This window comes from Lysobacter antibioticus, assembly GCF_001442535.1.
GTDB classification, from domain to species: Bacteria; Pseudomonadota; Gammaproteobacteria; order Xanthomonadales; family Xanthomonadaceae; genus Lysobacter; species Lysobacter antibioticus.
Map to the genome: position 1 here is coordinate 2578963 of NZ_CP013141.1, position 24311 is coordinate 2603273.

The window sequence follows — 24311 nt, forward strand, 5'->3', positions numbered from 1 at the left end:
TTGCGCAGGGCGGTCGCGGGGACGCGACCGCCCTGCGCCCTCACAGCGAACCGCCCATCGCCTGCAAGCGCGGCGCGATCGGACGCGCCGACGGCGTGGCGCGGCTGGCGGAAACGATCAGCATCGATAGCTCCAGGGACTGTTCGTAGTTCAGGCGTGGATCGACCGCGGTCTTGTAGGCGCGGCTGAGGTCGGCCTCGGCCAGATCGCGAGCACCGCCGAGGCACTCGGTGACATCCTCGCCGGTCAGCTCCAGATGCACGCCGCCCAGGCGCGTGCCTTCGGCGGCATGAATGTCGAAAGCCAGGTCCAGCTCGCCGCGGATGTTGTCGAAGCGACGGGTCTTGTAGCCGTTGCCCGCACTCTCGGTGTTGCCGTGCATCGGGTCGGCGACCCACAGCACCCGCCGCCCGGCCTGCCGCACCGCCTTGAGCAGGCCCGGCAGGGCTTCGGCGATGCGGCTCTTGCCCATGCGCGTGATCAGGGTCAATCGACCCGGCTCTTCGTAGGGGTTGAGCACATCGATCAGGCGCAGCAACTCGTCGGGCTTGGTGGTCGGGCCGACTTTCACCGCGATCGGGTTGCCGATGCCGCGGAACAGCTCGACGTGGGCGCCGTCCAGCGCGGCGGTGCGCATGCCGATCCAGGGCAAATGCGTCGACAGATTGAACCAACCGCCGCGTTGCGGCACGCGCCGGGTCAAGGCCGCCTCGTAGTGCAGCAGCAAGGCTTCGTGCGAGGTGTAGAAGCCGGTATGCATGCGGCTGTCGACGAACTGCCCGCCGACCGTCTTCATGAAGCGCAGCGAGTCGGCGATTTCCTCGACCACGCGCTTGTATTCGATGGCGCGCGGCGAGTGCTCTACCCAATCGAGTTTCCAGTACTCCGGATGATGGATGTCGCCGAAGCCGCCATCGACCATAGCGCGGGTGAAGTTCAAGGTCAGCGCCGAGTGGGCATAGGCCTCGAACATGCGGTTCGGGTCGGGGCGGCGCGAGGCCTCGTCGAAATCGGCGCCGTTGACGATGTCGCCGCGGAAGCTCGGCAGCGACACGCCGTCGCGCGCTTCCTCGTCGCTGGATCGCGGCTTGGCGTACTGGCCGGCGAAACGGCCGACCCGGATCACCGGCTGCTTCAGGCCGTGCGCCAGGACGATGCTCATCTGCAACAACACCTTGAGGCGGTTGGCGATGATCTCGCTGGTGCAATCGACGAAGCTCTCGGCGCAATCGCCGCCGTGCAGCAGAAAGCGGCGTCCTTCCTGCGCTTCGGCCAGCGCCCGTTTCAGTTTCAGCACCTCCAGCGAGGTCACCAACGGCGGCAATCGCGCCAGCCGGTCGGTCGCCTTCGCCAGTTCCCCATCCGCCGCGTATCGGGGCTGCTGTTGCGCCGGACGCTGTTGCCACGTCTGCGGCGACCAATCGTCCTCGTTTCTGACTACGCTCAACGGTCGAAACATGGATTCGTCTCCCCACTAGGTTTGAGTGCCGGCACGCGATCAATTCGCGTCGATCTGCGCATGCGAGCTTCTGTATCCGGCGCTGCACGCCGCGGCGCCGATTGCGACGCGCCGTATATCGAGTGCGTGCCGCGTCCGCCGCCCCATCCGTGCCGATGGAATGCCACAAACCCCGCTGCTCGAACCGCGTCTTTCCTCGCTCGAATACAGCTCGCGACTTCCGGCAGTGAGAGCAAATTATCAGATGAAAAATGAGGGTTTAACCGTAGAAAGTACGTAACCTACGCCGATGCGATCGATGTAGATTTGCAGCCGCCGAGCAGACTTATCGCGCGGTATATCCGGAATTTCATCGCAGTTTCCGGCTTAGTGTGAGCGTTATCGTTTTTTATTTTGATCAGCGCACCGACGTTGTCCGGACCGCGCCTTGAAAGCGCCCGCGAAGTATCAAAACGAATCCGATGTGCACAGGGGCGGTCATACATCGGACTTGTTGCGGCGTTTCAATCAACGGCTGAGCGGCTCTGCGCGCGTCGCATCGACTATCCCATCCCGGTTGGGCGATTCGCCCTTCGCCAGTGCCATCCGCGCTTGTTTGCGCATAACCACTCCAGGAGTGCATATGACTGAGAATATCCGTGCCGGCGCCGTACCCTTGTCGTCGATCCTGCTGCAGATGATCACCGGCTATTGGGTGACTCAATCGCTCTACGTCGCCGCCAAGCTCGGCATCGCCGACCTGGTCGCCGACGCGCCGAAGCCGATCGAAGAGCTGGCGGCGAAGACCGGCGCCAAGGCGCCGTTGCTCAAGCGCGTACTGCGCACCATCGCCAGCATCGGCGTGTTCACCGAAACCGAGCCGGGCATCTTCGGCATCACCCCGCTGGCGGCGTTGCTGCGCAGCGGCACCCCGGACTCGATGCGCCCGCAGGCGATCATGCACGGCGAAGAGCAGTACCGCGCCTGGGCCGACGTGCTGCACAACGTGCAGACCGGCGAGACCGCGTTCGAGAAGGAGTTCGGCACCAGCTACTTCGGCTATCTGGCCAAGCACCCGGAGGCCGACCGCGTCTTCAACGAGGCCCAGGCCGGCTACACCAAGCAGGTCGCCCATGCCGTGGTCGACGCTTACGACTTCTCGCCGTTCAAGACCGTCATCGACATCGGCGCCGGTTACGGCCCGCTGCTGTCGGCGATCCTGCGCAGCCAGCCCGAGGCCCGCGGCATCCTGTTCGATCAACCGCACGTGGCCCAAGCCGCCGGCAAGCGCCTCGCCGAAGCCGGCGTCGGCGATCGTTGCGGCACGGTCGGCGGCGACTTCTTCGTCGAAGTGCCCGCCGACGGCGACGTCTACATCCTGTCGCTGCTGCTGCACGATTGGGACGACCAGCGCAGCATCGAGATTCTGCGCAATTGCCGGCGCGCGATGCCGGCGCACGGCAAGCTGCTGATCGTCGAGCTGGTGCTGCCCGAAGGCGAGGAACCCTTCTTCGGCAAGTGGCTCGACCTGCACATGCTGGTCCTGCTCGGCGCCCAGGAACGCACCGCCGACGAGTTCAAGACGCTGTTCGCCGCATCGGGCTTCGCCCTGGAGCGCGTCCTTCCGACCGCATCCGGCTTGAGCATCGTCGAAGCGCGTCCCATCTGATCGCATCGTCCGGCCCGGCACCGGGCCATCATCATGCAGCCGGTCGCGCGAGCGGCCGGCTGCACGTCTTCTCAGTCTCAGCTTCAAAGCGGCGGCCGTGCTCCGTCCTCGACGACGCGGCCGACGCTCGGCCTGCGACCCCCGCGATGCCCGCATCGATCCGCGCAGGCCCGCCGTTTTCTTTATCCGCTTCGAACGCCACCGCAGGCTCATGGCCGTGGCGCTGCGCGCGCATCGCGCGCCCCTACCCCCATATCGCTGCGCTCTCAATCATCGGTCGCGGTCTTAAGCGAGCCTGTCACCGATGCGTCATCGCTGCTTCACTCGTTCTTAAGCGACTACCGCGTGCCGCTCATAACTGCGGCTCGACAGGTCATGACGATATTCTCTTCGTTTATATGACAGATAACACTTGCATCGATTACCGGCCGATTTCCGTTTATCTATTGCATCATCGAATACCGCTGTTTTAAAGGCTGTTCTGAGCGATACGAGAATTCGGATTATTCGGCACATTCACCACGACGTCGCATTTCTGAGCGAATGTCATGGCCGCTTCAATGCCGAAATTCGTTCGCCGCGATTCGCTATCCGTAGAAAATACAGATGTGCCGGTGATGGGCTCTCATTACTTTATCGGTCGAAGCCCGGTTGCGAGTTTCACTCGCGACAAGCGGACACAGGGTCTTCGATATGCACGGCAACGCTCCCTGGCGAGTCTGCCGTGACCCCACCGACCGGCGTAGTCCACGCCGGAATAAAGACGAGAATCACATCATGGCCAAGAACGAACAGGTAATCCGCGCCGACGACACGGTGACCTTCATCAACGTTTTCGACGTCGAGCCCTCCAAGCAGCAGGAGCTGGTCAACCTTCTCAACGAAGGCGCCGACAAGGTGATCCGCCATCGCCCCGGCTTCATCTCGGTGAGCATCCTCGCCAGCAAGGATGGCAGCCGCGTCGTCAACTACGCTCAGTGGCGCAGCGCCGAAGACATCAAGGCCACCCGCGAAGACCCCGCCGCGCAGGACTACGGCAAGCGCAGCGCCGAACTGGCGCGCGCCACCCCGCACGTCTACTCGGTGGCTTCGGTCCATCGTTGATGTGCGCCGCTCGTCGCGGCGGCCTGGCGCACGACCCGCTGTCGTGAGCCCGGCACCGCCGCCGACGGGTTGAAGGTGACGAGGGGTCGGGACGCTCTCGCGGGCGGCTCGGCCCCTCTGCTCGGTAGGTCTGCAGTCCAGCACCCGCTCGCCGTCGCCGACACCGTTGCATGAGCCTCGGGCGTCCTCGATCGAGCGGCTGCTGGAACCGGCAGTCCGACTACACAAGGTCGAGGAGCTTCCGCCGTTATGACCACCGCTACGCAAACCGACATCGTCATCGCCGGCGCAGGGATCGGCGGCCTGACGACCGCGCTGGCCTTGCACGCGCAGGGCATCGAACGAGTCGTGGTGCTCGAGAGCGCCAACGAAATCCGCCCGCTCGGCGTCGGCATCAATGTCCAGCCCGCCGCCATCGCCCAATTGTTCGCGCTCGGCCTCGGCGAGGCGATCGCCGCGACCGGTATCGCCACCCGCGAGCTGCGCTATCTGGACCACGCCGGCACCACGCTGTGGACCGAACCGCGCGGTCTGGCCGCCGGCGATCCGTATCCGCAATACGCTATCCACAGAGGCGAGTTGCAGATGCTGCTGCTGGCGGCCGTGCGCGAGCGGCTCGGCGCCGACACCGTCCGCACCGGCCTGCGCCTGCAGGACTTCGAACACACCCGCACCGGCATCCGCGTCCACGCCCAGGACCGCGGCAACGGCGGCTCGACGGTTTCCTTCGAGGCCACCGCCCTGGTCGGCGCCGACGGACTGCACTCGGCCGTGCGCGCCCGTCTGCATCCCGACCGCTGTGAGTTGCTGCCCGCCAGGATCCAGATGTGGCGCGGCCTGACCGAAGTCGACGAATTTCTCGACGGCCGCAGCATGATCGTCGCCAACGACGATCGCTCCACCCGCCTGATCGCCTACCCCTGCTCGGCGCGCCATGCCCAGCACGGCCGGGCGCTGATCAATTGGGTTTGCATGGTGCCCGACGTCGCCCAGGACCTCACCCGCGAGGCGAGTTGGGACTGCTCGGGCCAGCTCAAGGACGTATTGCCCTACTTCGCCGACTGGAATTTCGGTTGGCTCGATGTCCCCGATCTGCTTTCGCGCAGCACCCAGATCCTCGAATACCCGATGGTCGATCGCGACCCGCTGCCGCACTGGGGCATCGGCCGGGCGACCCTGCTCGGCGACGCCGCCCATCTGATGTACCCGGTCGGCGCCAACGGCGCCTCGCAGGCCATCCTCGATGCGGTCTGCCTGGCCCACGAACTCGGCGACAACAGCGACACCGTCGAGGCGTTGCAGCGCTACGAAGCGGTCCGGCGCCCGCCGACCACCGCGATCGTCCAGGCCAATCGCGACCGCGATACCGCCGAGCGCGCCATCGCCACCCGCCCCGACCCGGAAAAAACCGCCGCGCTTGCGACGATCACGAGCTCCTACCGCAGCATCGTCGATCGCTCGCACGTCCGGTGAAAACGTGGTTTCCCGAAACTACTCCGACGCCAGGCCTTCCGACTGATCGGGGACGCTGAGGAGCACCAAGGAGTCAATCCGTGATCGACAATGACAAGACCCACTTCGATGCGATCGTAATCGGCACCGGATTCGCAGGCATCTATATGCTGCACAAGCTGCGCAACGAGCTAGGCCTCAAGGTCCGCGCCTTCGACAAGGCCAGCGGCGTCGGCGGCACCTGGTACTGGAACAAGTACCCGGGCGCGCGCGCCGACACCGAAAGCTTCGTCTACCGTTATTCCTTCGACAAGGAAACCTCGGAAGGCTGGGACTGGCGCAACCGCTATGTCGACCAGCCCGAGATGCTCGGCTACCTGCAGGCGGTCGTCGACCGCCACGGCCTGGCCAAGGACATCCAGTTGAAGACCGGCATCGATAGCGCCGTGTTCGACGAAGTCCGCCATGTCTGGACCCTGACCACCAGCACCGGCGAGCTGTTCACGACCCGCTATCTGGTCAACGCGGTCGGCGTGCTGTCGAAGATCGTGATCCCGCAAATCCCGGGGCGCGACAAGTTCCAGGGCCAGATCGTGCACACCGGCGCGTGGCCGGCGGACCTGTCGCTGGAAGGCAAGCGGGTCGGCGTGATCGGCACCGGCTCGACCGGCGTGCAGTTCATCTGCGCCGCCTCCAAGCTCGCCCGGCACTTGACCGTGTTCCAGCGTTCGGCGCAGTTCTGCGTGCCCGCCGGCAGCCGCCAGGTCAGCGAGGCCTACGTCGCCGAGTACAAGAACAACTTCGAGCAGATCTGGGACGGCATCCGCAACTCGCGCATCGCCTGCGGCTTCGAGGAAAGCGGCGTGTCGGCGATGAGCGTGTCGGAAGAAGAACGCCAGAAGGTGTTCGAACACCACTGGGAAATCGGCAACGGCTTCCGCTTCATGTTCGGCACCTTCTCCGACATCGCCGTCGACCCGGCCGCCAACCAGGCGGCCTCTGACTTCATCCGCGCCAAGATCCGCCAGATCGTCAAGGACCCGGACACCGCCCGCAAGCTGTGTCCGACCGACCTATACGCCAAGCGCCCGGTCTGCACCAACGACTACTACGAGACCTACAACCTGCCGAACGTGAGCCTGGTCAGCCTGCCGGAGAATCCGATCAAGGAACTCACCGCGAACGGCGTGCTGACCGAGGACGGCGTCGAGCACAAGCTCGACCTGCTGGTGTTCGCGACCGGTTTCGAAACGGTCGAAGGCAGCTATAACCAGATGGAGATCCGCGGCCGCGGCGGCGAAACCCTGCAGCACCACTGGAAGGACGCGCCGAGCAGCTACCTGGGCGTCGCCACCGCGGGCTTCCCGAACATGTTCATGGTGTTAGGCCCCAACAGCGCCTTCAGCAACCTGCCGCCGAGCATCGAGAGCCAGGTCGAGTGGATCGGCGAGCTGATCGGCTGGGCCGAAGGCGAGTCCACGCCGGTCATCGAGACCACCCGCGAGGCCGAGGAAGCCTGGACCGCCACCTGCAAGGAGATCGCCGCCTACACCTTGTTCCCGAAGGTCAAGTCGTGGATCTTCGGCGAGAACATCGCCGGCAAGAGCAGCCGCGTGCTGTTCTACTTCGGCGGCCTCGCCGGCTATCGCGCCAAGCTGCGCGAAGTGGCCGACGCCGACTACGAGGGCTTCATCCTGCACAGCGATCCCTCGTCGATGGTCGCCTGACGCGGCTACGAATGCCGCGCGGCATACGCGTATCCATCGTTCGATCCAAGGCCGGCCCCACCGTTCGCGGTGGGGCCGGCTTCGTTATGAAGACTTATTCTTTTCCGATTTACTTTTTACCAAGTTATTCCTCATGCGTTCCTGCCGCACAGGTATCGGCCGCGTCGACCCGATGCGTGTCGTAGCGACTTGCGCGCATGCCCAACGCGATGCCGGGCGCGCAGGCTCACACCGGCGCGGCGCGATCGCCCGCCAGCACGCAGCGCAGCTGCACGGCCGCCAGCGCGCCCAACGGCTTGGCGCCGCCGATGCCACCGATGTCATGCAAGAACGGCGCGACGGCGAAGCGAATGAACATGCTGAATCGATCGGCGACATCGGAAAGCGGCTTTCAAACTTTCCACAAAACTATCGATGCAGACGATGAAACTCGTTCGCCGAAACCGATCGAGTTCACGCTCTTCTACTTTGTGTCATTTGTCACTAGCCGAGCGAATCCGATTGCTGTCGAGATTTCCATCTGCGATGCAATTACCCTTGTTTCAAGGGATATTTATCGTCTTCACGCGATCGTTCATTCGATTCTGAAAGCGTCATTGCGATCACAGACCGGTAACGAAACAGATTGATACTCAGCTTGCCCTGCACGATTCCCAATGCTTATCACACAATAAATCCATGCATCAGGCTTAAATAGGTCGGCACGATTCCGAAGCAGCCACACCCTCGGAAGATGCGCAGTAGTCAGCCTGAAGTCCGGCTCACGATGTGCAAGCCTGTCTCTCGATGTTCGCTTGAACCAAAGCTCGCGGACAGGGTCGATTCCTTGCGGCGACTCGCAAGGAACCGCGCCCGGCAGATTGCACGAACGAGCGGGAACTCAACCTGGATCACGCCGGTCCCGCATTGCGGGCAGGCCGCGCCCATCACTCGACCCATAAAAACCAGTGGGCGCGCGGATGGTGATCGGCAGGGAGCGTAGCGGCTGGCGTTACGGACGCGTCGACGGCATGACGGACCACAGGACATACGCCGAAGTCGCCCAGCAGTGACCTGCCTCGGCCCCGCTGCGTTACGGCGGACCGAGGCTGCGAACGGCCCGATCCTGGCAACGAGGGTCTCCTTGCTGCCTGGAACCCTGCGAACCGCATTATCGAGGAAGTCCAACCTATTCGTTCCGGAAAGATTCGGAATTGCTGCCCTTCTACAAGGATGTCCCCCATGGCAATCGCAATCAGTTCGGCGCTTTCTTCCATGATCGAGCAAATGCCCGGACCTTGCGCCTGCAAGGACCAGGATTCGAAATTCCTCTACGCCAACACCGAGTTCAAAGCCCTGGTCGGCCTGGAACCCGACGAGGACGTGGACGGGCTTTCGGATTTCGACCTGCCCTGCGAAGTCGCTTCGCACGTCAAGACCTTTCGCGAACAGGACAAGTACGTGATGGAGCGGCAGATCTCCATCACCACCTTGAACGTGCACCGCTTCAAGTGCGCGAAATGGCGAGCGTTCTTGATCGTCAAGAAGCCCTTCTTCGATCAGGAGACCAACATCCGCGGCGTGCTGTTCCACGGTACCGACATCACCGCGATCAACGCCGGCGCGCTCGGCTCCTATTTCGGCAACATCGGTCCGCACCAGGCCTCGATCAGCAACCTGCCGCAATCGGGGCAGGCCCATGCCGATTCGGACGCCGACATCGACATGACCCGCCGCGAGTACGAAGTGTTGTTCTTCCTGCTGCGCGGCGGCACCTCCAAGCGCATCGCCGAGTTGCTGTCGATCTCCTCGCGCACGGTCGAGCAATACATCGACGTGCTGAAGGACAAGTTCGAGGTACTGACCAAGCCCGACCTGATCGAAAAAGCCATCTGCAAGGGCTATCTGTACGTCGTCCCCGACACTTTGTTCATGAAGTGCTCGTCGAAGATCATCTTCCAGGGCACGCCGCCGCTGTCGCTGATGCAGCCTTCTAACGCTCCGTCTTACTTGCCCACGAACTGAGATCCGCGGGCCGCCGGCACCCGGGTGCGCCGGCGGCCCGCGCCGCGGCCGGAACCGGTTCGACTGGAGCCCCGTAAGCGACGCGCCTACTTGGCCATGCCGGAGTTCTGCATCGGACCGTGGCTCGACAGCGAGGCCAGCGCGGTGGGCCGGCTCCGAACGAATCCCCGCCCTTCGCCAGCGTGCAGCGGCTGCCGAGGCATGCCCTGCACGGCATCGACATGCCGCCCCCTTGCACCCCCGCCGACCACCGAAGCGGCGCCCGCGGCAAGGCCTGCCGCCCCATCCGCAATGGCCGCCCCGCAAGGCTTATGCCGTTTCTTTGATCAGGCTAGGGAGTCAGCCCGGCGCCGTCGGCGCCGCTCCCTTCGAGAAGGGGGACTCGGAATGCCATCGTTGATACCGGTTGGACCGTACAAGCAATTCACCACCGCCGAAGGCACGGTGTTTCCTTACTACATCGTGCCGTTCGACAAGAACGGCACCTGCGAAGGGCCGCTGACGCGTCAGCATGTGCTCGACCATCTGGATGGGCACAGCGACATCTTCCTGTTCTCACACGGCTGGAACAACGACTGGAAAGCCGCCAGCGAACGCTATGCGAGCTTCGTCAACGGCTATATCGAACAGCGCCGGCAACTCGGCCTGCCCGCTCCGGCCGGCTACCGGCCGCTGTTGATCGGCATCTTCTGGCCCAGCCAGGCCTTGTCGTGGTTCGACAGCGAAACCGGGCCTGGCTTCGCCGGCGCCGGCGACGATGTCGAAAGCGGCCGTCAACAGATGGCCGACATCGCCGCGATGCTGGCGCCCGAACAGCGCGAACGCTTCCACGCGCTCAGCCAGACTCCGGGCTTGTCCGAAGCGCAATCGCGCGAACTCGCCGATCTGCTGGCAAGCGTGCTGTCGCCCGACGACGAGGACCACGATGCCGCACCCGCCTCCGCCGACGACCTGCTCGCTGCAGCCGCCTCCTTGACCGAGGCGCCGCCGGATTTCGACGACGTCGGCGCCGTGGCGACGCCGGGCGCCGGCGGCCCGGCCGCCGCCGGCGGCATCGGCGATGCGCTGAAGAAACTCGACCCGCGCAACCTGATCAAGCCGTTCACGGTCTGGCAGATGAAGGACCGCTCCGGCAAGGTCGGCAGCCGCGGCGTATCGCAACTGCTGGCCGAGTTGCTGCGTCGTTCGCAGGCGCGCATCCACCTGCTCGGGCATTCCTTCGGTTGCAAGGTGGTGATGTCGGCCACCGCGTCGCTGCCGGACGGTCTGCGCAAGGTGCATTCGGCCCTGCTGTTGCAGCCGGCGATGTCGCAGTACGCCTTCGCCGCGCAGGTGCCGGAAACCGGCCGCACCGGCGGCTACCACCGCAACCTGCAGCGCATCGAACGGCCGGTGGTCGCGACCTTCAGCGGACGCGACATCGCCCTGACCAAGACCTTCCACCTGGCCTTGCGGCGCGACCACGACCTCGGCGAGCAGCCGCTCGCGGCCGGCGACTCGCCGAGCAAGTACGCGGCCCTGGGCGGCTACGGCCCGCAGGATTCGGAGCAGACCCTGGTCGACATCAAGGACCCGGCGAGCGCCTACGATTTCGGCCCCGGCGGCCGCATCGTCGGCGTACGCGGCACCCGCACCATCGGCGGCCACGGCGATATCAGCAACGCTTCGACCTGGTGGCTGGCGCACAACCTCGCCTCCAGCCGCTGAGCGCCGGCACCGCACCATGGCCGAACTGCTGAAGCGCGAGAACGATATCGTCACCCTGAAAATGGAGCTGACGAGGCCGCAACACGCACGCGCCACCCTGCAGTTCCAGGCCGGCGGCAGGCTGCAGAGCCTGCCGCTGTGGGAGGGCGGCATCAACGAATGGGGGCTGGCGCCGTCGATCGCCTCGGACCTGCGCACGCGGCCGGACGAATCGCAGTTCCATATTGCGCCACGCCTGCTGCCGAGCCTGCACACGGCCTGGCTGCAGCACGCCGAGCCCGGCCGCCCGCTGTGGATTCACCTGGCCAAGCCTTACGGCGCGCTGCGCTACCTGCCGTGGGAACGCCTGCTGCTCGACGCCTTGCAGACGCCGGTGCTGATGCTGCCGGATTTCATTTTCCCGCCGCCGCGCGAAAGCGCGACCATGCTGGATATCGCCGTCTGCGCCAGCGCTCCGCTCAACTGCGAGCACGCCCATATCCGCGACGGTCTGGTCGATGCGATCCAGGCGATCGTGTCCGGCATCGACCGGCCTGTGCGCCTGCACGTGTTCGCCGACGCCGAAATGGGCGAACCGGTGCGGCACCTGTCTCCGGGCTCGGCCGAGCTGATTCTGCACTCGCCCGCCGATGCCGAACGCTTCGTCGTCGAGGACCCGTCCTCGCGCCTGCTCGACAGCAGCGGCACCCTGCGCTCGCCCTGGCTGCTGTGGATGCGCCAGGCGCTCAAGCCCTACAGCACCGATGCGGTGCACTTCGTCTGTCACGGCCATCTGTCCGGCACGTCCGGGGCGATGTTGCTGGCGCAGTCGCCGCTGGGCCGCACCGAGAATTATCTGGCCGGCCCGGTCGGCGCCTGCGAGCTCACCAGCTTCCTGACCCAGGTCGGCGCCTGGGCGACCGCGTTCTCGGCCTCGCGCGACAACCACAACCCAGTCGGCCTGCGCGCACTGGCCGACGAGATCGCGCAATCGCTGCCGGGGCCGATGCTGTTGTTCAATGCGGCCTACGATGCGCCGGCGGCATTGGCGCAGAGCTATCGCTTCATCCACGCGCAGTCGGCGCAACCGCCGCCGCGCTCGCGCGCCGTTTATCTGTATTGCCAGCCCTATCTGGTCTCGCCCACGCGCGGCGCCTCCGACGGCGGCGAATTGTCCGAGCAAGTGCGCAGCCATATCGAACTGTATTCGCGCAACGACACCCAGCGCGACTCGGCCTTGAAGTCGCTGCCGCTGTCGGCCGCCGCGTCCGCGACGCGCAGCCCCTCCTTCGTCCAGGCCGCCAGCAAAAGCATCTCCGCGGTCACCGCCGCGACCGAGCGCCTGGCCGAACAAGTGCAAGTGCAATACCAGCAGGCGATGCGCGACGAAGTCCTTCCCGAAGCCATCGTCCAGCGCGATCTGGACACGGCCATGGACACGATCGACCTGCTGCGCCAGGCGGTCGGGGATATCGAGCGGCGCCGCATCCACGGCGAGATCGAGCAGCGCCTGGTCGAGATCGAGCAGGATGCGCCGCCCACCGTCGAGGCCTTGGTCGAAGCGCCCATCGAAGGGCCGGCTGACGCCGCTGTCGAACACCGTTTCGTTATCGGCTCCGATGTAACTGATTCCACGGAACAGGCACTGCTGCAGGCCCAGATCGAACGCATGGACCAGATCGCGGACTACCGACTGCAGGTCGAACAATTGCCCGGCGAAGCGACCGAATCGCCATTGGATCGACGCATCCTCAAGGCCAAACTCGATCTCGAGCAGCGCAAGCTGCAATTGTCGGATTCCGACGAACTCGAGGATGCGCCATGAACGAGCGCACCATCCTCTCGGTCGATATCCTCGACGACGACCTGATCGCCAGCGTGGTGCGCGCACCGTTCCCGGTCCACGGCGGCCGCGCCCTGGGCCGGGTGAAACTGCGCGCCGACCAGTTGCCGGGCCTGGACACGCAGACCGCGGTGCTTGCGCGCGGGCGCATGGTCCGCGATGCCCTGCGTCAGCACCAGGGCATCTCCGGCGTGCTCGACAGCCTCAGCCAGACCTTGCCGACCCAGGTCCGGCCCTTGTTCGTCATGCTCAATCCGTCCGAGGCCGAGCTGATCAACTGGGAGATGCTGTGCGACAGCAACGAGCAGTTCGTGGCCCTCGACCCGCGCTGGCCGATCGCCCGCATCATCGATCCGATCAACGCACCGAGCCGCCTGCCCGGCGAACTGACTACGCCGGTGCGGCTGATGGCGGTGATCTCCGCGCTCGGCATCGCCGATCAGCGCAAGGAGTGGGAACTGCTGCGCGATGCGGTGCTGGCGGCGCGCCAAACCGGCCTGCCGGTGCTGCTGAAGCTGTTGGTCGGCGACTCCGCCCTGCACACACGCATCCGCGACGAAATACAGCAGGACCCGGCAGGCCTGGCCGACATCGAAGTGGCGGCGATCGACGAGACTGCGGCGCGGCTGACCCAACGCATCCGCCAGTGGTCGCCGAACATCCTGCATTTCTTCTGCCACGGCCACGCCGGCAGCGCCGGGCAGTGGCTGGAACTGGCCACCGCCAACGATCACGTGCAATTCGCCGCGCACGACCCCGGCACCCTCGCCGGCTCGATCAACCTGCCCTCGCAGGACCTGGTGACCCTCGGCGCGTCGCTCGGCAATCCCTGGCTGATGGTGCTGAACTGCTGCTCCAGCGGACAAGGCGGCAACGGCCTGCAGTCGATGGCCAACCAGGTCGTGTCGGCCGGCTTTCCGGCGGTGGTCGCGATGATGGAACCGGTCGAGGCCAACGACGCCTACGAGTTCACCCGCGCCTTCTATCCCGAGGCCCTAGCCGCGCTGCTGCGCGCGCGCGATGAACTCAAGCAGCGCGCCAGCACCACCCTGGAATGGACGCCGATCATGTTCCATGCGCGCAGCGCCATCTCTCAGCTCGGCAACCGCGACGCGCAGGCCTCGCCGGAGTGGTCGTTGCCGGTGCTGTACGTGCGCGGCGTCGAGGCCCAGGTCTTCATCCGTCCGCTCGGCATCGAGCAGGCCAAGTCCGACGAGTTCCGCATCCGCGCCGAAACCACGGCCTGGTGGCTGCGCACCGCCGGCCAACAGTTCAGCGAAGCCGAACGCATCGAAGCGCTGGAACGCACCCTGGCGGAAAAAGGCGTGCCCCGGGCGCTGTGGCCCTCCGCCGACGGGAGCTTCGAGCATGTCGGCGGACAATGAGCTGGCGTCGCTGCTGAGCAATGCCTGGTGCGGCGATGCCGTCGCCAGCGGCGTCTGCTCCGAACACGCGACGGCCTGGGCCTTGCGCGGCGCCATGTCGTCGCCGCGTCAACTCAGCGGCGCGGCGCAGGCGCTCGACCTGGCGCAATGGCAAGACCCGCGCGTCGGCTGGGGCGTGGTCCTGCCCGATCGCGACGGCCTCGGCGATGCCGACAAGGCCGTCGCCGCCGACGCGCCCGCGGCGATACGCAGGCTGATCGCCGCGCGCGGCAACGCACCGGTGTTCCGCTATCGCCCCGAGATCGCCAAGGACGGCCGACTGCAGCGCTATTACCCGCATCGCGGGCCGGCCAGCCTCCGCCTGTCCGGCACCCGCGGCACGGTCGGCGACGCCGCGGTGCCGCGTTATCTGTTGATCGTCGGCTCGCCCGAACAAATTCCCTGGCGCTTCCAGTACCGCTTGCAGACCGACGCCTACGTCGGCCGTCTCGACCTCGACGAGGCCGGCCTGGAGCGCTACGTCGATGCGCTGCTCAACGATTGGCCGGGCCATCAGCGCGACGTCGACGCGCCGTTGTTGTGGGCGGTGGATCACGGCCACCCCGACATCACCTTCCTGATGCGCAAGACCATCGCCGAAACCCTGTTCAAGGCCTTCGATGCCGACGGTTTCCATCCGCTGCTGCTGACCGGGGCGCAAGGGCGCCTGGAGGATTTCTACGCCGGCCTCAAGCAACGCCAGCCGGCCTTCGTGCTGAGCTCCAGCCACGGCGCCACGTTTCCGTTGCACGACCTCATACAGCTCAAGGCGCAGTTGGGTGCGATGCTCGACGTCGACCACGCTTTGCTCGACATCGGCGCGCTGTTGCGGGCCTGGAACCCGACCGGCGCGATCTGGTACGCGCATGCCTGCTGCTCGGCCGGCGCCGACCGGCCTTCGACCTTCCAGGGCCTGGTCGACGAACAATCCAGCCTCGGCCGCATGCTCGCCGCGGTGGCCGGGATCGGCCCGTGCACCGCGCCGTTGCCGCGCGCCCTGCTCGGCAGCGAACGCCCGTTGGCGGCCTTCGTCGGCCATGTCGAGCCGACCTTCGACTGGACCTTGCGCGATCCCGACACCGGCCAGCGCATGACCGACGCGCTGATCGTCGACACCTTGTACACCGCCCTGCATTCGGCGCAGCGTCCGCCGATCGGCCTGGCCATGGACGGCTATTACGATGCCGTCGCCGGCCTGCTGCTCGACCACATCGAGGCCATCGAGGCCTTCAACAACCACGAACACGATGCCGAAACGCGGGCGCGCAAGGCCAAGTTGCTGGCGATGGATCGTCTTGCGATGGTGGTGCTGGGCGACCCGACGGTGCGCTTGCCGGTCTGAGGCGCAGGCGCCTGGCCCGGCCGTCGATCACTCCTTCGCAGCCGGCTTCGCCGCGCGGCGCGCATCGCCGAGCGTCGCATAGGCCTTGCCGTCGCTGGACGTCCACCCGCTCAGCGACAGCGAATCCGGCAAGGCCTGCGTCGGCGTTTGCACGCCGATGATGGCGGTGAAGCCCGAGCCGACCGGCGCCAACTCGGCCAAGCGCGCGGCGCGGTCCTCGGCGGTACTGAAGACGAAGGGCTGCTCGCAGCGCCCCGCCTCGGCCTCGGCATCGCTGCACTCGCCGGCCTGCGCTGCCGGTTCGGGCGGCGCTTCGCCGCCGGTGGTGGCGGTCTTGGCGACGTCGATGCGATAACGCCCCTCGCCCAGTGCCTTGACCTGCACCCGGTATTTTTCCACGCCGTAGGCCCAGCTGTTTTCACCGACGGCGTCGATGTCGTGCCCGGGCAAGGGCAATTCGAAGTGCTCGCCGAGCAGCAGACCAAGCCACATCACCGGAGTGCTGGCGAGCAAGGCGCCGAGTTCGGTGGGGTTGGGCCCGGCTTGCGAGTCGTCGCTGGCTTTCGAGAAATGACGACCGTTGCTCAACACGATCGATTCGAGGTGCTGGCGACCGCGTTGCACCGAAGCCTCGCTTTCGTTGCCCGGGTAACGCCGCCACCGGCCGCGATAGGCCTCATCCGGCGGCGAGTTCGAGCTCATCTCGACCGAAGCCAGGCACTGCGCCAACTGCAACAGGCGCCGGCAGTCGGCCTGCGCTTGCGCCGGCGACGCCTGCTTCGCGGCGACAGCCTCGGCCGCGTCGCTGCGCAGCGGCGCGAGCGCAAGCAGGCCGGCGAAGACGGTGATACGAATTGCACTCATGCGGTCGGTCCCTGATCGTTGATGGCTTCATGCCCGATGCCGCGCGTCCCGCAGCGGCCTGGCACCGAACAGGACGGCGCTCGCCGATCGGCCGGAGCGCGATTGTGCTGCGTCGCCGCATGATTTTCCAGCCGCTTCGCCTCGCCGGGTCTGCGGCGGCAACGGCCTCGCAATGCCTGCTCGTCGTTCAGCGCGCACCGCTCGTCACGCGACGCGACGCCCTCGGTCGGAACTTCGCACCGGCTCCACAGCGCGCGGCCGATGCTCGGACAGTGCGCAAGCGCCATTGCACTCGATGCCGGCCCCGCGCCGCGCAAGCGACACCACGCCCGCACGCGCTGCACCCGCGACACCGCAGCGCCGTCTCCGCCGCTCGCCCTTCACGGTCGCTACTCATGTCTGAACGCTGGACTCGAAAGCAAGTCGTCTCGGCGATCGTCGCGACCGTTTTGATCACGGTCCTGCTGGGTTGGCTGGCGGTCAATCTGGCCGGGCCGGAAAAACGCCTTCAGCGCAAGCCCGAGCACCGCTACGCCGTGACCGACCCGCAGTTCCGCCGGGAGATGGGGGTGATGCTCGGGCCGGCGCTGCTGTCCGGCAACCATGTGGTCGATTTGCAGAACGGCGACGAGATCTTTCCGGCGATGCTGAAATCGATCGGCACGGCGCAACGCACGATCACCTTCGAAACCTACATCTATTGGTCCGGAGAGATCGGCAAACAGTTCAGCGCCGCGCTGTCGGAACGCGCACGCGCCGGCGTCCGCGTGCACGTCACCATCGACTGGCTCGGCAGCAGCAAGATGGACTCCGCCCTGCTCGCACAGATGCAACAGGCCGGCGTACGCGTGCAACGCTATCGGCCGATCGCCTGGCACAGCCTGGACCGCATCAACAACCGCACCCACCGCAAGATCCTGGTCGTGGACGGGGCGACCGCGTTCACCGGCGGCGTCGGCGTGGCCGATCAATGGCTCGGCCACGCGCAAGACCCCGAGCATTGGCGCGAAAGCCATTTCATGGTCCGCGGACCGGTGGCCGCGCAGATGCAGGCGGCCTTCAGCGACAACTGGATCAAGACCACCGGGCAGGTGCTGAACGGCGCAGCGTATTACCCGCCGCTGCGTCCGGTCGGCAACATGGATGCGCAGATGTTTCTCAGCTCGCCGGCCGGCGGCAGCGACAGCATGCACCTGATGTACCTCATGGCGATCGCCGCCGCCTCGCAGTCGATCGATCTGGCCGCGGCGTATTTCGTTCCAGACGAGCTGATCCTCCAGGCCTTGATGACGGCGCGCCATCGCGGGGTACGCATCCGCATTCTCGTCCCGGGCAAACACACCGACTCCGATGCCGTGCGCCTGGCGTCCAAGGCCGGCTGGGAGCCGTTGCTTCTCTCCGGAGTCGAGTTCTACGAGTACGAGCCGACGATGATGCACGTCAAGGCGCTGATCGTGGATCGGCACCTGGTGTCGGTCGGGTCGACGAATTTCGACATGCGCTCGCTGCGCCTGAACGACGAAGCCAGCCTCAACATCTTCGACAGCGGGTTCGCCGAACGGATGACCACCGTCTTCGAGGCCGATCTGACCCAGGCCACACCGTACACGCTCGCACATTGGCAGGATCGCCCGTGGACCGAGCGCTTCGCGGAAAAATTCATCCTGCCCCTGAAAAGCCAGCTGTGACGTACGTCGGCTCAGCTATCGCAACAGCGATCGTCGCCGCCATGACGCGATGAACGCGCGCGATGCCACACGGCCTTAACTTTCGCGAGCGCAGGATCGGGTGTCGCCCGCACGTCGGCGCCCCTTTCCTTCAGGAGCAGCTCCATGGCCACGAACAAGGCTTCCGGCACGCCCTCGCTGGCGTTCGACGCGGTCGCTCTGGTGCTGTCGGGCCTCGAACCCACGCTGCGGACGCTTGCCTGACCTCGACCCGCATCGCGCAGCGCGCCTGCGCTGCATTGCCGCGGTGGCGATGGGGCTCGCCCACGCCGCGACCGCCACGGCATGGGCGGCGCCACCGCACTGCAAGACGCGCCTGCTCCAGGAGCTGGGCTGGCGCTTCGTTCCGGTCGCTGCGTCGAAGATCGAGGCTTCAACGATAGAAATCCACCCGGGCGCTCCCTGCGACCGTGCCGATTTGAACGAGGCCCAGGCGGCCGGCGATCTGGTGGTCAAGATTCCCAGCGGGCTCGACGGCCGCGCGCGCGATCGCCTCGACGACGCATTGCTGGCGCATCCGGCCACCGTTTGCGCCTACGACTTCCGGCTCGGTGAGGCGACGCGGCGCGCGGTCGACCGACTGGTGGTCAACCGCGGCTTTCGCTTCTCCGCGGTGCAAGTGGGTTGGATCGGCTTCGGACCCACCGGCTCGGCGCGGGACGGCTGGAGGCCCATCGCCTGGTTCGGCCGCGGCTACCGCCCCAGCGGCGCCAATTCGCGGGCGATCGAGACGTTTTACAGCGGACAAGTACGCGGCGAATGCGGGCTCGGGCGGCAGATCGCGCAATACGCCACCCAGGCCGAGCTGTACGGCATGAACGGGTTCGACACCGAATTCGATGCCGATGAGATCATCATCGGCACCTTCAACCGTCTGCACTCCACCCGCAGCATCCTGCTCGGCAGCTCGGCGGGCCGCTTCGCACACGACGGTCGCGCCGTCGCCGCAGCGCGACAGGGCCGCCAGGCCTTCATGGGGCGGCCGGGCTTCGTGTTCCATGTGTTCGACCGCAACAGTCTGGACGATCTCAACAACCAGGCCGAGAACTTCGTCGTCTACGACGTCAGCGCGCAAGCCGCGGCTGCGTTGCGGCGCCATGGCGGTTTCGAGTTCTACAACCGGCGCAATCGCGAGATATGGCAACTCGCGCGCCCCCTGCAGCCGTACCGTTCGAAGCGCTTCTTCGAACGGCTGCTGCATGAGCGCGACCCGGCGCTGCGCGCCGGTCTGCCCGCGGATGCGCAGCGGACGCTCGCCCGGCTCGACGCCGAACTGGCCGACCCGTTCTATCGCGGCTTCGAAATCTACGTGCACAAGCAAGGCGTCAAGCCGGTCGGCTTCCATATCGTCCGCCTGCTCGACCGCAATCCGCGCACGCCGTTCCGCATCGAGTTGGCGTTGCACAATTTGGAAACCACCCTGCTGCAACGTTACTTCAACCACCGGCTGAAAGCGTGCGAACGCAGGCGCGGCCCATGACGGGCCGAAGGCCCGGCCGCTCGTCCCGGTGTGTCGCCATCCGCATCGGGCTCGATCGCATCGAGACCGATCAGGCATGAACAATTCAGCTTCGAACATGAGCCGGACGTTGCGACTTCCAGCCCCGTCGATCGCGGCGTGGATGCAGCGTGAAGGATGCTGCGGCTTTGTTTCGATGCGGTGAACCGGCGCGCGTCGCCGCGCGACCGGCCATTAACACGCTATGGCTCAGTGTCGGTATCAACCGCCATCGTGAGGAGACATGAAATGCTCAGCTACGCCGTAGTCTTCCTGGTCATCGCCCTGGTCGCGGCCGTCCTCGGCTTCACCGGCATCGCCGGCGCCGCCAGCAACATCGCCTGGATCCTGTTCGTCGTGTTCCTGATCCTGGCGGCGGTTTCGTTCTTCCGCGGCCGCGGCCCGGCAGCCTAGCGCTTGCACGGCAGCCCCGCACCGGCGTCAGCAATGCGCCGATCGCCTGCGCCGACAGCAACGGTCGTCGCTGTCGTCGTGGCTGAAGCAGCCTCGAGCGAATGGCGTTCGCCGAAATCGATCAAGACCGCGTGCCGCGCTCTTCGCGCGGCCGCGGTTTCTTGTCGTTGCGCAAGGCGCTGACCACGATCGCCAGCCCCAGTCCGACCGCGACCACAAACAGCAGCAGCGCGAAGGCCGGATAGCCGAACAGAAACGGCCCAACCCCGGAGCGCAGCAACAGCGCGCTTGAGATCAGCAGCGCCGCGACGACGATGCCGGCGGCGATACGGTTTGCGATCTTCTGCAGGTTCTCCATGATCGCCGAGTCCTGCCAGCCGGTGATCCGCATCTGCAGGCGGTTCTCGGCCAGCAGCGATAACACGGTGCCGACTTTGCGCGGCGCATCCTGCAGCAGCGATTGCAACTCGATCGCTTCGCTGGCCAGATTAGCCGGCGACAAGGTTTGCAGCAGCCGGTCGCGCAACAGGCCTTGCAGATGATCCTCGACCGTCGCCTTCAGACTGAGCTCGGGGTCCAGGGCGATGCATACGGTTTCCAGGTTGAGCAGGGTCTTGGCCAGCAGATTGAACTCGGGCGGGGTGCGCAAGCCGCACAAGGCGCTGAGGCGGCTCAGGTGCAGGAACAGGCGCCCTTCCGACCAGTCCTGCGAATGGCCGTGCGCCGCATAGCGCGCCACGTGCTGCCCGACCTCGCGCACGAAGCGGCCTTCGTCGAAATCGTGCAGGCGCACGCCCAGGGCGATCAGCTCGTCGGCGACCGCTTCGCCGCGCCCGTCGACCGCCGAGAACACCAGCTTCAGCAGGCGCCCGCGCATCTTGGGAGGGATGTGCGCGACCATGCCCAGGTCGAAAATCGCCAGCCGGTGATCGGGCGTGATCAGCAGGTTGCCCGGATGCGGATCGGCGTGCATCTCGCCGTGCACGAACATCTGGTCGAGGTAGCCGCGCAGCAGATCGACCACCAGCGGCCGCATCGAATGCTCGGTGCGGCGCAGCCCGAGCGGTTCGGTGACCTTGCTGCCGGTCACCAGTTCCATGGTCAGCACGCGTGCGCCGGACAGGTCGCGCAGAGGCTGCGGCACGACCAGCATCGGGTACTTCGCCAAGTGTTCGCCGAAACGCTCCAGGTGATCGGCTTCGAGCCGATAGTCCAGCTCGTCCATGACGGTCTTGCGGAATTCCTGCACCCAGTCGGCAAAATGCAGGCGCCTGCCGACCTGGGTGTTGTGGTCGGCTTTCGAGGCCAGCATCTGCAAGGTGTCCAGGTCGCTGCGGATGACCTGCGCGACGTTCGGCCGCTGCACCTTGACCGCCACCTCGCGGCCGTCGCGCAAGGTGGCGCGATGCACTTGCGCCAGCGACGCGCAGCCGAGCGGCTTGGCGTCGAACTGCGGAAAGATGCTGTGCAGCCGCACGCCGAGTTCCGCCTCGACCACCGCCTCGATGGTCGCCGCATCCAATGCATTGACGTCGTCCTGCATTTTCTCCAGCGCCGCCAGATACGCCGGCGGCACCATGTCCGGCCGCGTCGACAAGGCCTGGCCGATCTTGATGAAAGTCGGCCCGAGCGCTTCGAGATCGCGCACGAAATCCGCCGGTCGCCCCTCTTCGGGCACCTCCACGTCCAGGTCGGTCGCGGCATCCCAATCCACGCCGGTGAACACGCCCGAGTTGCGGTACTTGAGCAGGAAGCCGACCAGTTGCGCAGTGCGGGTCAAGGTGCTCGGGGTGGCGCTCATTGCGGCGACTCCTTGGCGGTGGTCGAACCACGACGCAGAACGGACAGCCGGACTATTCCGCAGGCCTCGGCAACGGCTCGTGAGGGCCTCACGGGGCATCCGGAGAGTCGGCGAGGACGCTCGTTCATGCGATACGCGGCTGCGAGCGCTTGCGCCGAGCTCGCGACCATGCGCCGCAGCGTTGCCTGACGCGGAACTAGCCTCTTGGCCCCCCCATGACCGGCAGGATCACGCCGTTGACGTACGAGGCGCAGATCGGCGCGGCGAGGAACACGTACGCGGGCGAGATTTCTTCCGGCTGCGCCGGTCGCCCCATGTCGCTGTCCTGTCCGAATTTCGCGACCGCATCGGCGGGTTTGTCGGCCGGATTCAACGGCGTCCAGACCGGGCCGGGCGCGACCGCATTGACCCGGATCCCTCTCGGCAGCAGTTGGCTGGCCAGGGACTTGGTGAACGCATGGATCGCACCCTTGGTCGCCGAATAATCCAACAGATGCTTGCTGCCGAAGATACCGGTCTCCGAACCGGTATTGATGATCGATGCGCCCTGGCCCAGATGCGGCAAGGCCGCGCGCGCCATATGGAAATAGCCGGCGATGTTGGTCTGCAGGGTTTCCTGCAGATGCGCGTCGCTCAGTTCTTCCAGCGACTGCGCATGCAATTGGAAGGCGGCGTTGTTGACCAGCACGTCGAGGCGCCCGAACTGGGCGACGGTCTGGGCGACCGCCGCTTCGCAAAATTTGGGGTCGCGCACGTCGCCGGCGATCGCCAGGGCGCGGCGCCCTTCCTGTTCGACGTACCGACAGGTGTCCAGGGCGTCTTCGTGCTCGTTCAAGTACAACACCGCGACGTCCGCGCCTTCGCGAGCGAACAGCACCGCCACCGCACGCCCGATGCCGGAGTCGCCGCCGGTCACGATCGCGACCATGCCGTCCAGCTTGGCGCTGCCCAGGTAGCCTTCGGCGGCGAACTTCGGACGCGGCTTCAGATCGCTCTCGCGGCCGGGCTTGAGCAAATGCTGTTTCGGCAACGGATTCTCGGGCTGACCGTGCGGCCCGGCCTGCACGGCGGTTTTCCCGGCGGTTTTCTTGGCCGCCTTGTTCGACGCCGGCGCGTCCTGGTTCGCATCGATGCCCTTCTGGATGACGCGCTGCCGTGCCGCCGTGCGTTCGGCCGCAGCCGATCCCATCGACGCGGTGGAGGCAGGACGACCCGAGCGCTTCGTGGAGCGGTCGGCGGATTTTGTCGGCGACTTGGATGCCTTCTTGACGGTCATGACATCACCTCGACAGAGGAACAGGCCCCGACCATAGAATCGGCTTCATTCGGTGGACGTGAACGGCCGGTGGACGTGAACGAGCGACCGAGGCGAACAAAGCCGGCCGATCCCATCGGGCGACAGCGCTATGTCTGCGCAGCCCGGATCGCCGCGGGCAGACGGTTGTGCAAGTGCGTGGCCGCGATCGCGGCCTGCCCGACGGCGACGGATATCTGGTTGAGACCGCTGACCACGTCGCCGATCGCATACAAGCCCGCGACCCGGGTCATCTGATGCGCGTCGACGAGGATTTCGCCGGTTGCGCTCAGCTCGGCGCCGACCGCCGCGGCCAACGGCGCATTGGTGACGCAGCCCATCGCATCGAACTCGTCATCGCCTGTCTGGTTCATCCCCTGCCTGGGCCGAAGCGCGAAGCCGACGCGCATGCGCGCGCCGGCTCATGCGCCGGTACAAACCTTGGCTCCGCCGTGCGCTGGCTCATGCACAAACAAGCTCGACCCGATGCCCGTCCGCTGCGCATGGCCGATGCGGACCGCCTAGTGCGCAGCGGCGGGCGTGGAGACTTCCTTGACCACCGCCGCCGTGGCCCGGCTCTGGCCGGCCAGCGCGATATCCGCCAAGGACACGATGCCGACGAGTTCGCCGGTGGCATTGACTACCGGCACCCTGCGCACCTGCGCGGTTTCCATCAGGGCGACGCAAGCTTGCAGATCGCTGTCTTCGCCCACCGTCTTGACCGGCGAGGTCATCGCCTCGCCGGCAGTGGCGGTGCCGTCGCCGCCGGTGGCGACGATACGGATCGCGATGTCGCGATCCGTCACCACGCCGAGCGGCCTTCTTCGCTCGTCCAGCACCGGAATCTCGCCGCAGTCGTTGTCGAGCATCAGGCGAGCGATCTCCCGCACCGGCGTGCCGATGAAACAGGTCGCCGGATCCGGGGTCATCAGGGTTTTCGCAGTGATCACGATGCTCCTCCGCAGTGAGTGAAGATGCAGTGCAACCGGATTGTCGTCCGCGTTTCGTTCGATCGCCGTGAACC

General features: G+C 66.1%; 20 protein-coding genes. 13 read left to right on the top strand and 7 right to left on the bottom strand.

The annotated features are described in order from the left end of the window. Positions 1 to 40 precede the first annotated feature (40 nt). Entirely contained in the window at positions 41 to 1447 is a 1407-nt protein-coding gene (locus GLA29479_RS10475; RefSeq protein WP_248842830.1) for a class II 3-deoxy-7-phosphoheptulonate synthase, read from the bottom strand. Between the two features lie 634 nt (positions 1448 to 2081). Between GLA29479_RS10475 and GLA29479_RS10480 the strand changes: the two genes are divergently transcribed. The 4 genes from GLA29479_RS10480 to GLA29479_RS10495 all read left to right on the top strand — a co-directional run bounded on the left by GLA29479_RS10480 (position 2082) and on the right by GLA29479_RS10495 (position 7390). Then, a complete protein-coding gene (locus GLA29479_RS10480; protein ID WP_057971526.1) occupies positions 2082 to 3107 on the top strand; it encodes a methyltransferase in 1026 nt (341 codons plus the stop codon). Between the two features lie 777 nt (positions 3108 to 3884). After that, on the top strand, positions 3885 to 4211 hold the full coding sequence (locus GLA29479_RS10485; protein WP_051885243.1) for an antibiotic biosynthesis monooxygenase family protein: 327 nt from the start codon (positions 3885 to 3887) through the stop codon (positions 4209 to 4211). 249 nt (positions 4212 to 4460) lie between these two features. Then, complete coding sequence (locus tag GLA29479_RS10490; RefSeq protein WP_057918509.1) at positions 4461 to 5684, top strand: flavin-dependent oxidoreductase; 1224 nt, start codon at positions 4461 to 4463, stop codon at positions 5682 to 5684. Positions 5685 to 5764: 80 nt separating this feature from the next. After that, entirely contained in the window at positions 5765 to 7390 is a 1626-nt protein-coding gene (locus GLA29479_RS10495) for a flavin-containing monooxygenase (RefSeq protein WP_211265052.1), read from the top strand. A gap of 226 nt (positions 7391 to 7616) precedes the next feature. Here the strand turns inward: GLA29479_RS10495 and GLA29479_RS25970 are convergent, their stop codons facing one another. Further along, positions 7617 to 7748, bottom strand: coding sequence for a hypothetical protein (locus tag GLA29479_RS25970; protein WP_282955883.1), 132 nt, complete (start codon positions 7746 to 7748; stop codon positions 7617 to 7619). Here GLA29479_RS25970 and GLA29479_RS24465 point away from each other — a divergent pair. The 6 genes from GLA29479_RS24465 (at position 7741) to GLA29479_RS10520 (ending at position 15689) form a co-directional block, all read left to right on the top strand. After that, positions 7741 to 8019 carry a hypothetical protein gene (locus GLA29479_RS24465; RefSeq protein WP_144436447.1) on the top strand — a complete coding sequence of 93 codons (279 nt, stop codon included), beginning with the start codon at positions 7741 to 7743 and terminating at the stop codon, positions 8017 to 8019. The genes GLA29479_RS25970 and GLA29479_RS24465 overlap by 8 nt on opposite strands. Before the next feature lie 592 nt (positions 8020 to 8611). Further along, entirely contained in the window at positions 8612 to 9394 is a 783-nt protein-coding gene (locus GLA29479_RS10500) for a PAS domain-containing protein (RefSeq protein ID WP_057918511.1), read from the top strand. A gap of 387 nt (positions 9395 to 9781) precedes the next feature. Beyond that, entirely contained in the window at positions 9782 to 11101 is a 1320-nt protein-coding gene (locus GLA29479_RS10505) for an alpha/beta fold hydrolase (RefSeq protein WP_057971528.1), read from the top strand. A 16-nt stretch (positions 11102 to 11117) separates the two neighbouring features. After that, a complete protein-coding gene (locus tag GLA29479_RS10510; protein ID WP_057971529.1) occupies positions 11118 to 12905 on the top strand; it encodes a hypothetical protein in 1788 nt (595 codons plus the stop codon). Continuing rightward, the gene (locus tag GLA29479_RS10515) at positions 12902 to 14308 is read left to right on the top strand and encodes a CHAT domain-containing protein (protein ID WP_057971530.1); all 1407 of its coding nucleotides are present in this window, start codon (positions 12902 to 12904) and stop codon (positions 14306 to 14308) included. The genes GLA29479_RS10510 and GLA29479_RS10515 overlap by 4 nt, the downstream gene beginning before the upstream one ends. Further along, complete coding sequence (locus tag GLA29479_RS10520; RefSeq protein WP_057918515.1) at positions 14292 to 15689, top strand: hypothetical protein; 1398 nt, start codon at positions 14292 to 14294, stop codon at positions 15687 to 15689. The genes GLA29479_RS10515 and GLA29479_RS10520 overlap by 17 nt, the downstream gene beginning before the upstream one ends. Before the next feature lie 27 nt (positions 15690 to 15716). On the opposite strand, the gene GLA29479_RS10525 is transcribed toward GLA29479_RS10520, so the two are convergent. Next, complete coding sequence (locus tag GLA29479_RS10525; protein ID WP_057971531.1) at positions 15717 to 16553, bottom strand: hypothetical protein; 837 nt, start codon at positions 16551 to 16553, stop codon at positions 15717 to 15719. A gap of 395 nt (positions 16554 to 16948) precedes the next feature. Here GLA29479_RS10525 and GLA29479_RS10530 point away from each other — a divergent pair, with 395 nt between their 5' ends. The 3 genes from GLA29479_RS10530 to GLA29479_RS23660 all read left to right on the top strand — a co-directional run bounded on the left by GLA29479_RS10530 (position 16949) and on the right by GLA29479_RS23660 (position 20192). Continuing rightward, entirely contained in the window at positions 16949 to 18241 is a 1293-nt protein-coding gene (locus GLA29479_RS10530) for a phospholipase D-like domain-containing protein (RefSeq protein WP_057971532.1), read from the top strand. Between the two features lie 235 nt (positions 18242 to 18476). Beyond that, positions 18477 to 19760, top strand: a complete 1284-nt coding sequence (locus GLA29479_RS10535) for a hypothetical protein (RefSeq protein ID WP_248842831.1) — start codon at positions 18477 to 18479, stop codon at positions 19758 to 19760. Between the two features lie 267 nt (positions 19761 to 20027). Continuing rightward, positions 20028 to 20192 (top strand): DUF1328 domain-containing protein, encoded by a 165-nt coding sequence (locus GLA29479_RS23660; protein WP_082638512.1) that lies wholly within the window; start codon positions 20028 to 20030, stop codon positions 20190 to 20192. 121 nt (positions 20193 to 20313) lie between these two features. On the opposite strand, the gene GLA29479_RS10540 is transcribed toward GLA29479_RS23660, so the two are convergent. The 4 genes from GLA29479_RS10540 to GLA29479_RS10555 form a co-directional block, all read right to left on the bottom strand. Next, positions 20314 to 21993 (bottom strand): ABC1 kinase family protein, encoded by a 1680-nt coding sequence (locus tag GLA29479_RS10540; protein WP_057971534.1) that lies wholly within the window; start codon positions 21991 to 21993, stop codon positions 20314 to 20316. Between the two features lie 196 nt (positions 21994 to 22189). Further along, on the bottom strand, positions 22190 to 23269 hold the full coding sequence (locus GLA29479_RS10545) for an SDR family oxidoreductase (protein WP_082638513.1): 1080 nt from the start codon (positions 23267 to 23269) through the stop codon (positions 22190 to 22192). Between the two features lie 128 nt (positions 23270 to 23397). Further along, on the bottom strand, positions 23398 to 23697 hold the full coding sequence (locus GLA29479_RS10550) for an FAD-dependent oxidoreductase (RefSeq protein ID WP_082638514.1): 300 nt from the start codon (positions 23695 to 23697) through the stop codon (positions 23398 to 23400). Between the two features lie 111 nt (positions 23698 to 23808). Then, a complete protein-coding gene (locus GLA29479_RS10555; protein WP_144436448.1) occupies positions 23809 to 24237 on the bottom strand; it encodes a CBS domain-containing protein in 429 nt (142 codons plus the stop codon). Positions 24238 to 24311 lie beyond the last annotated feature (74 nt).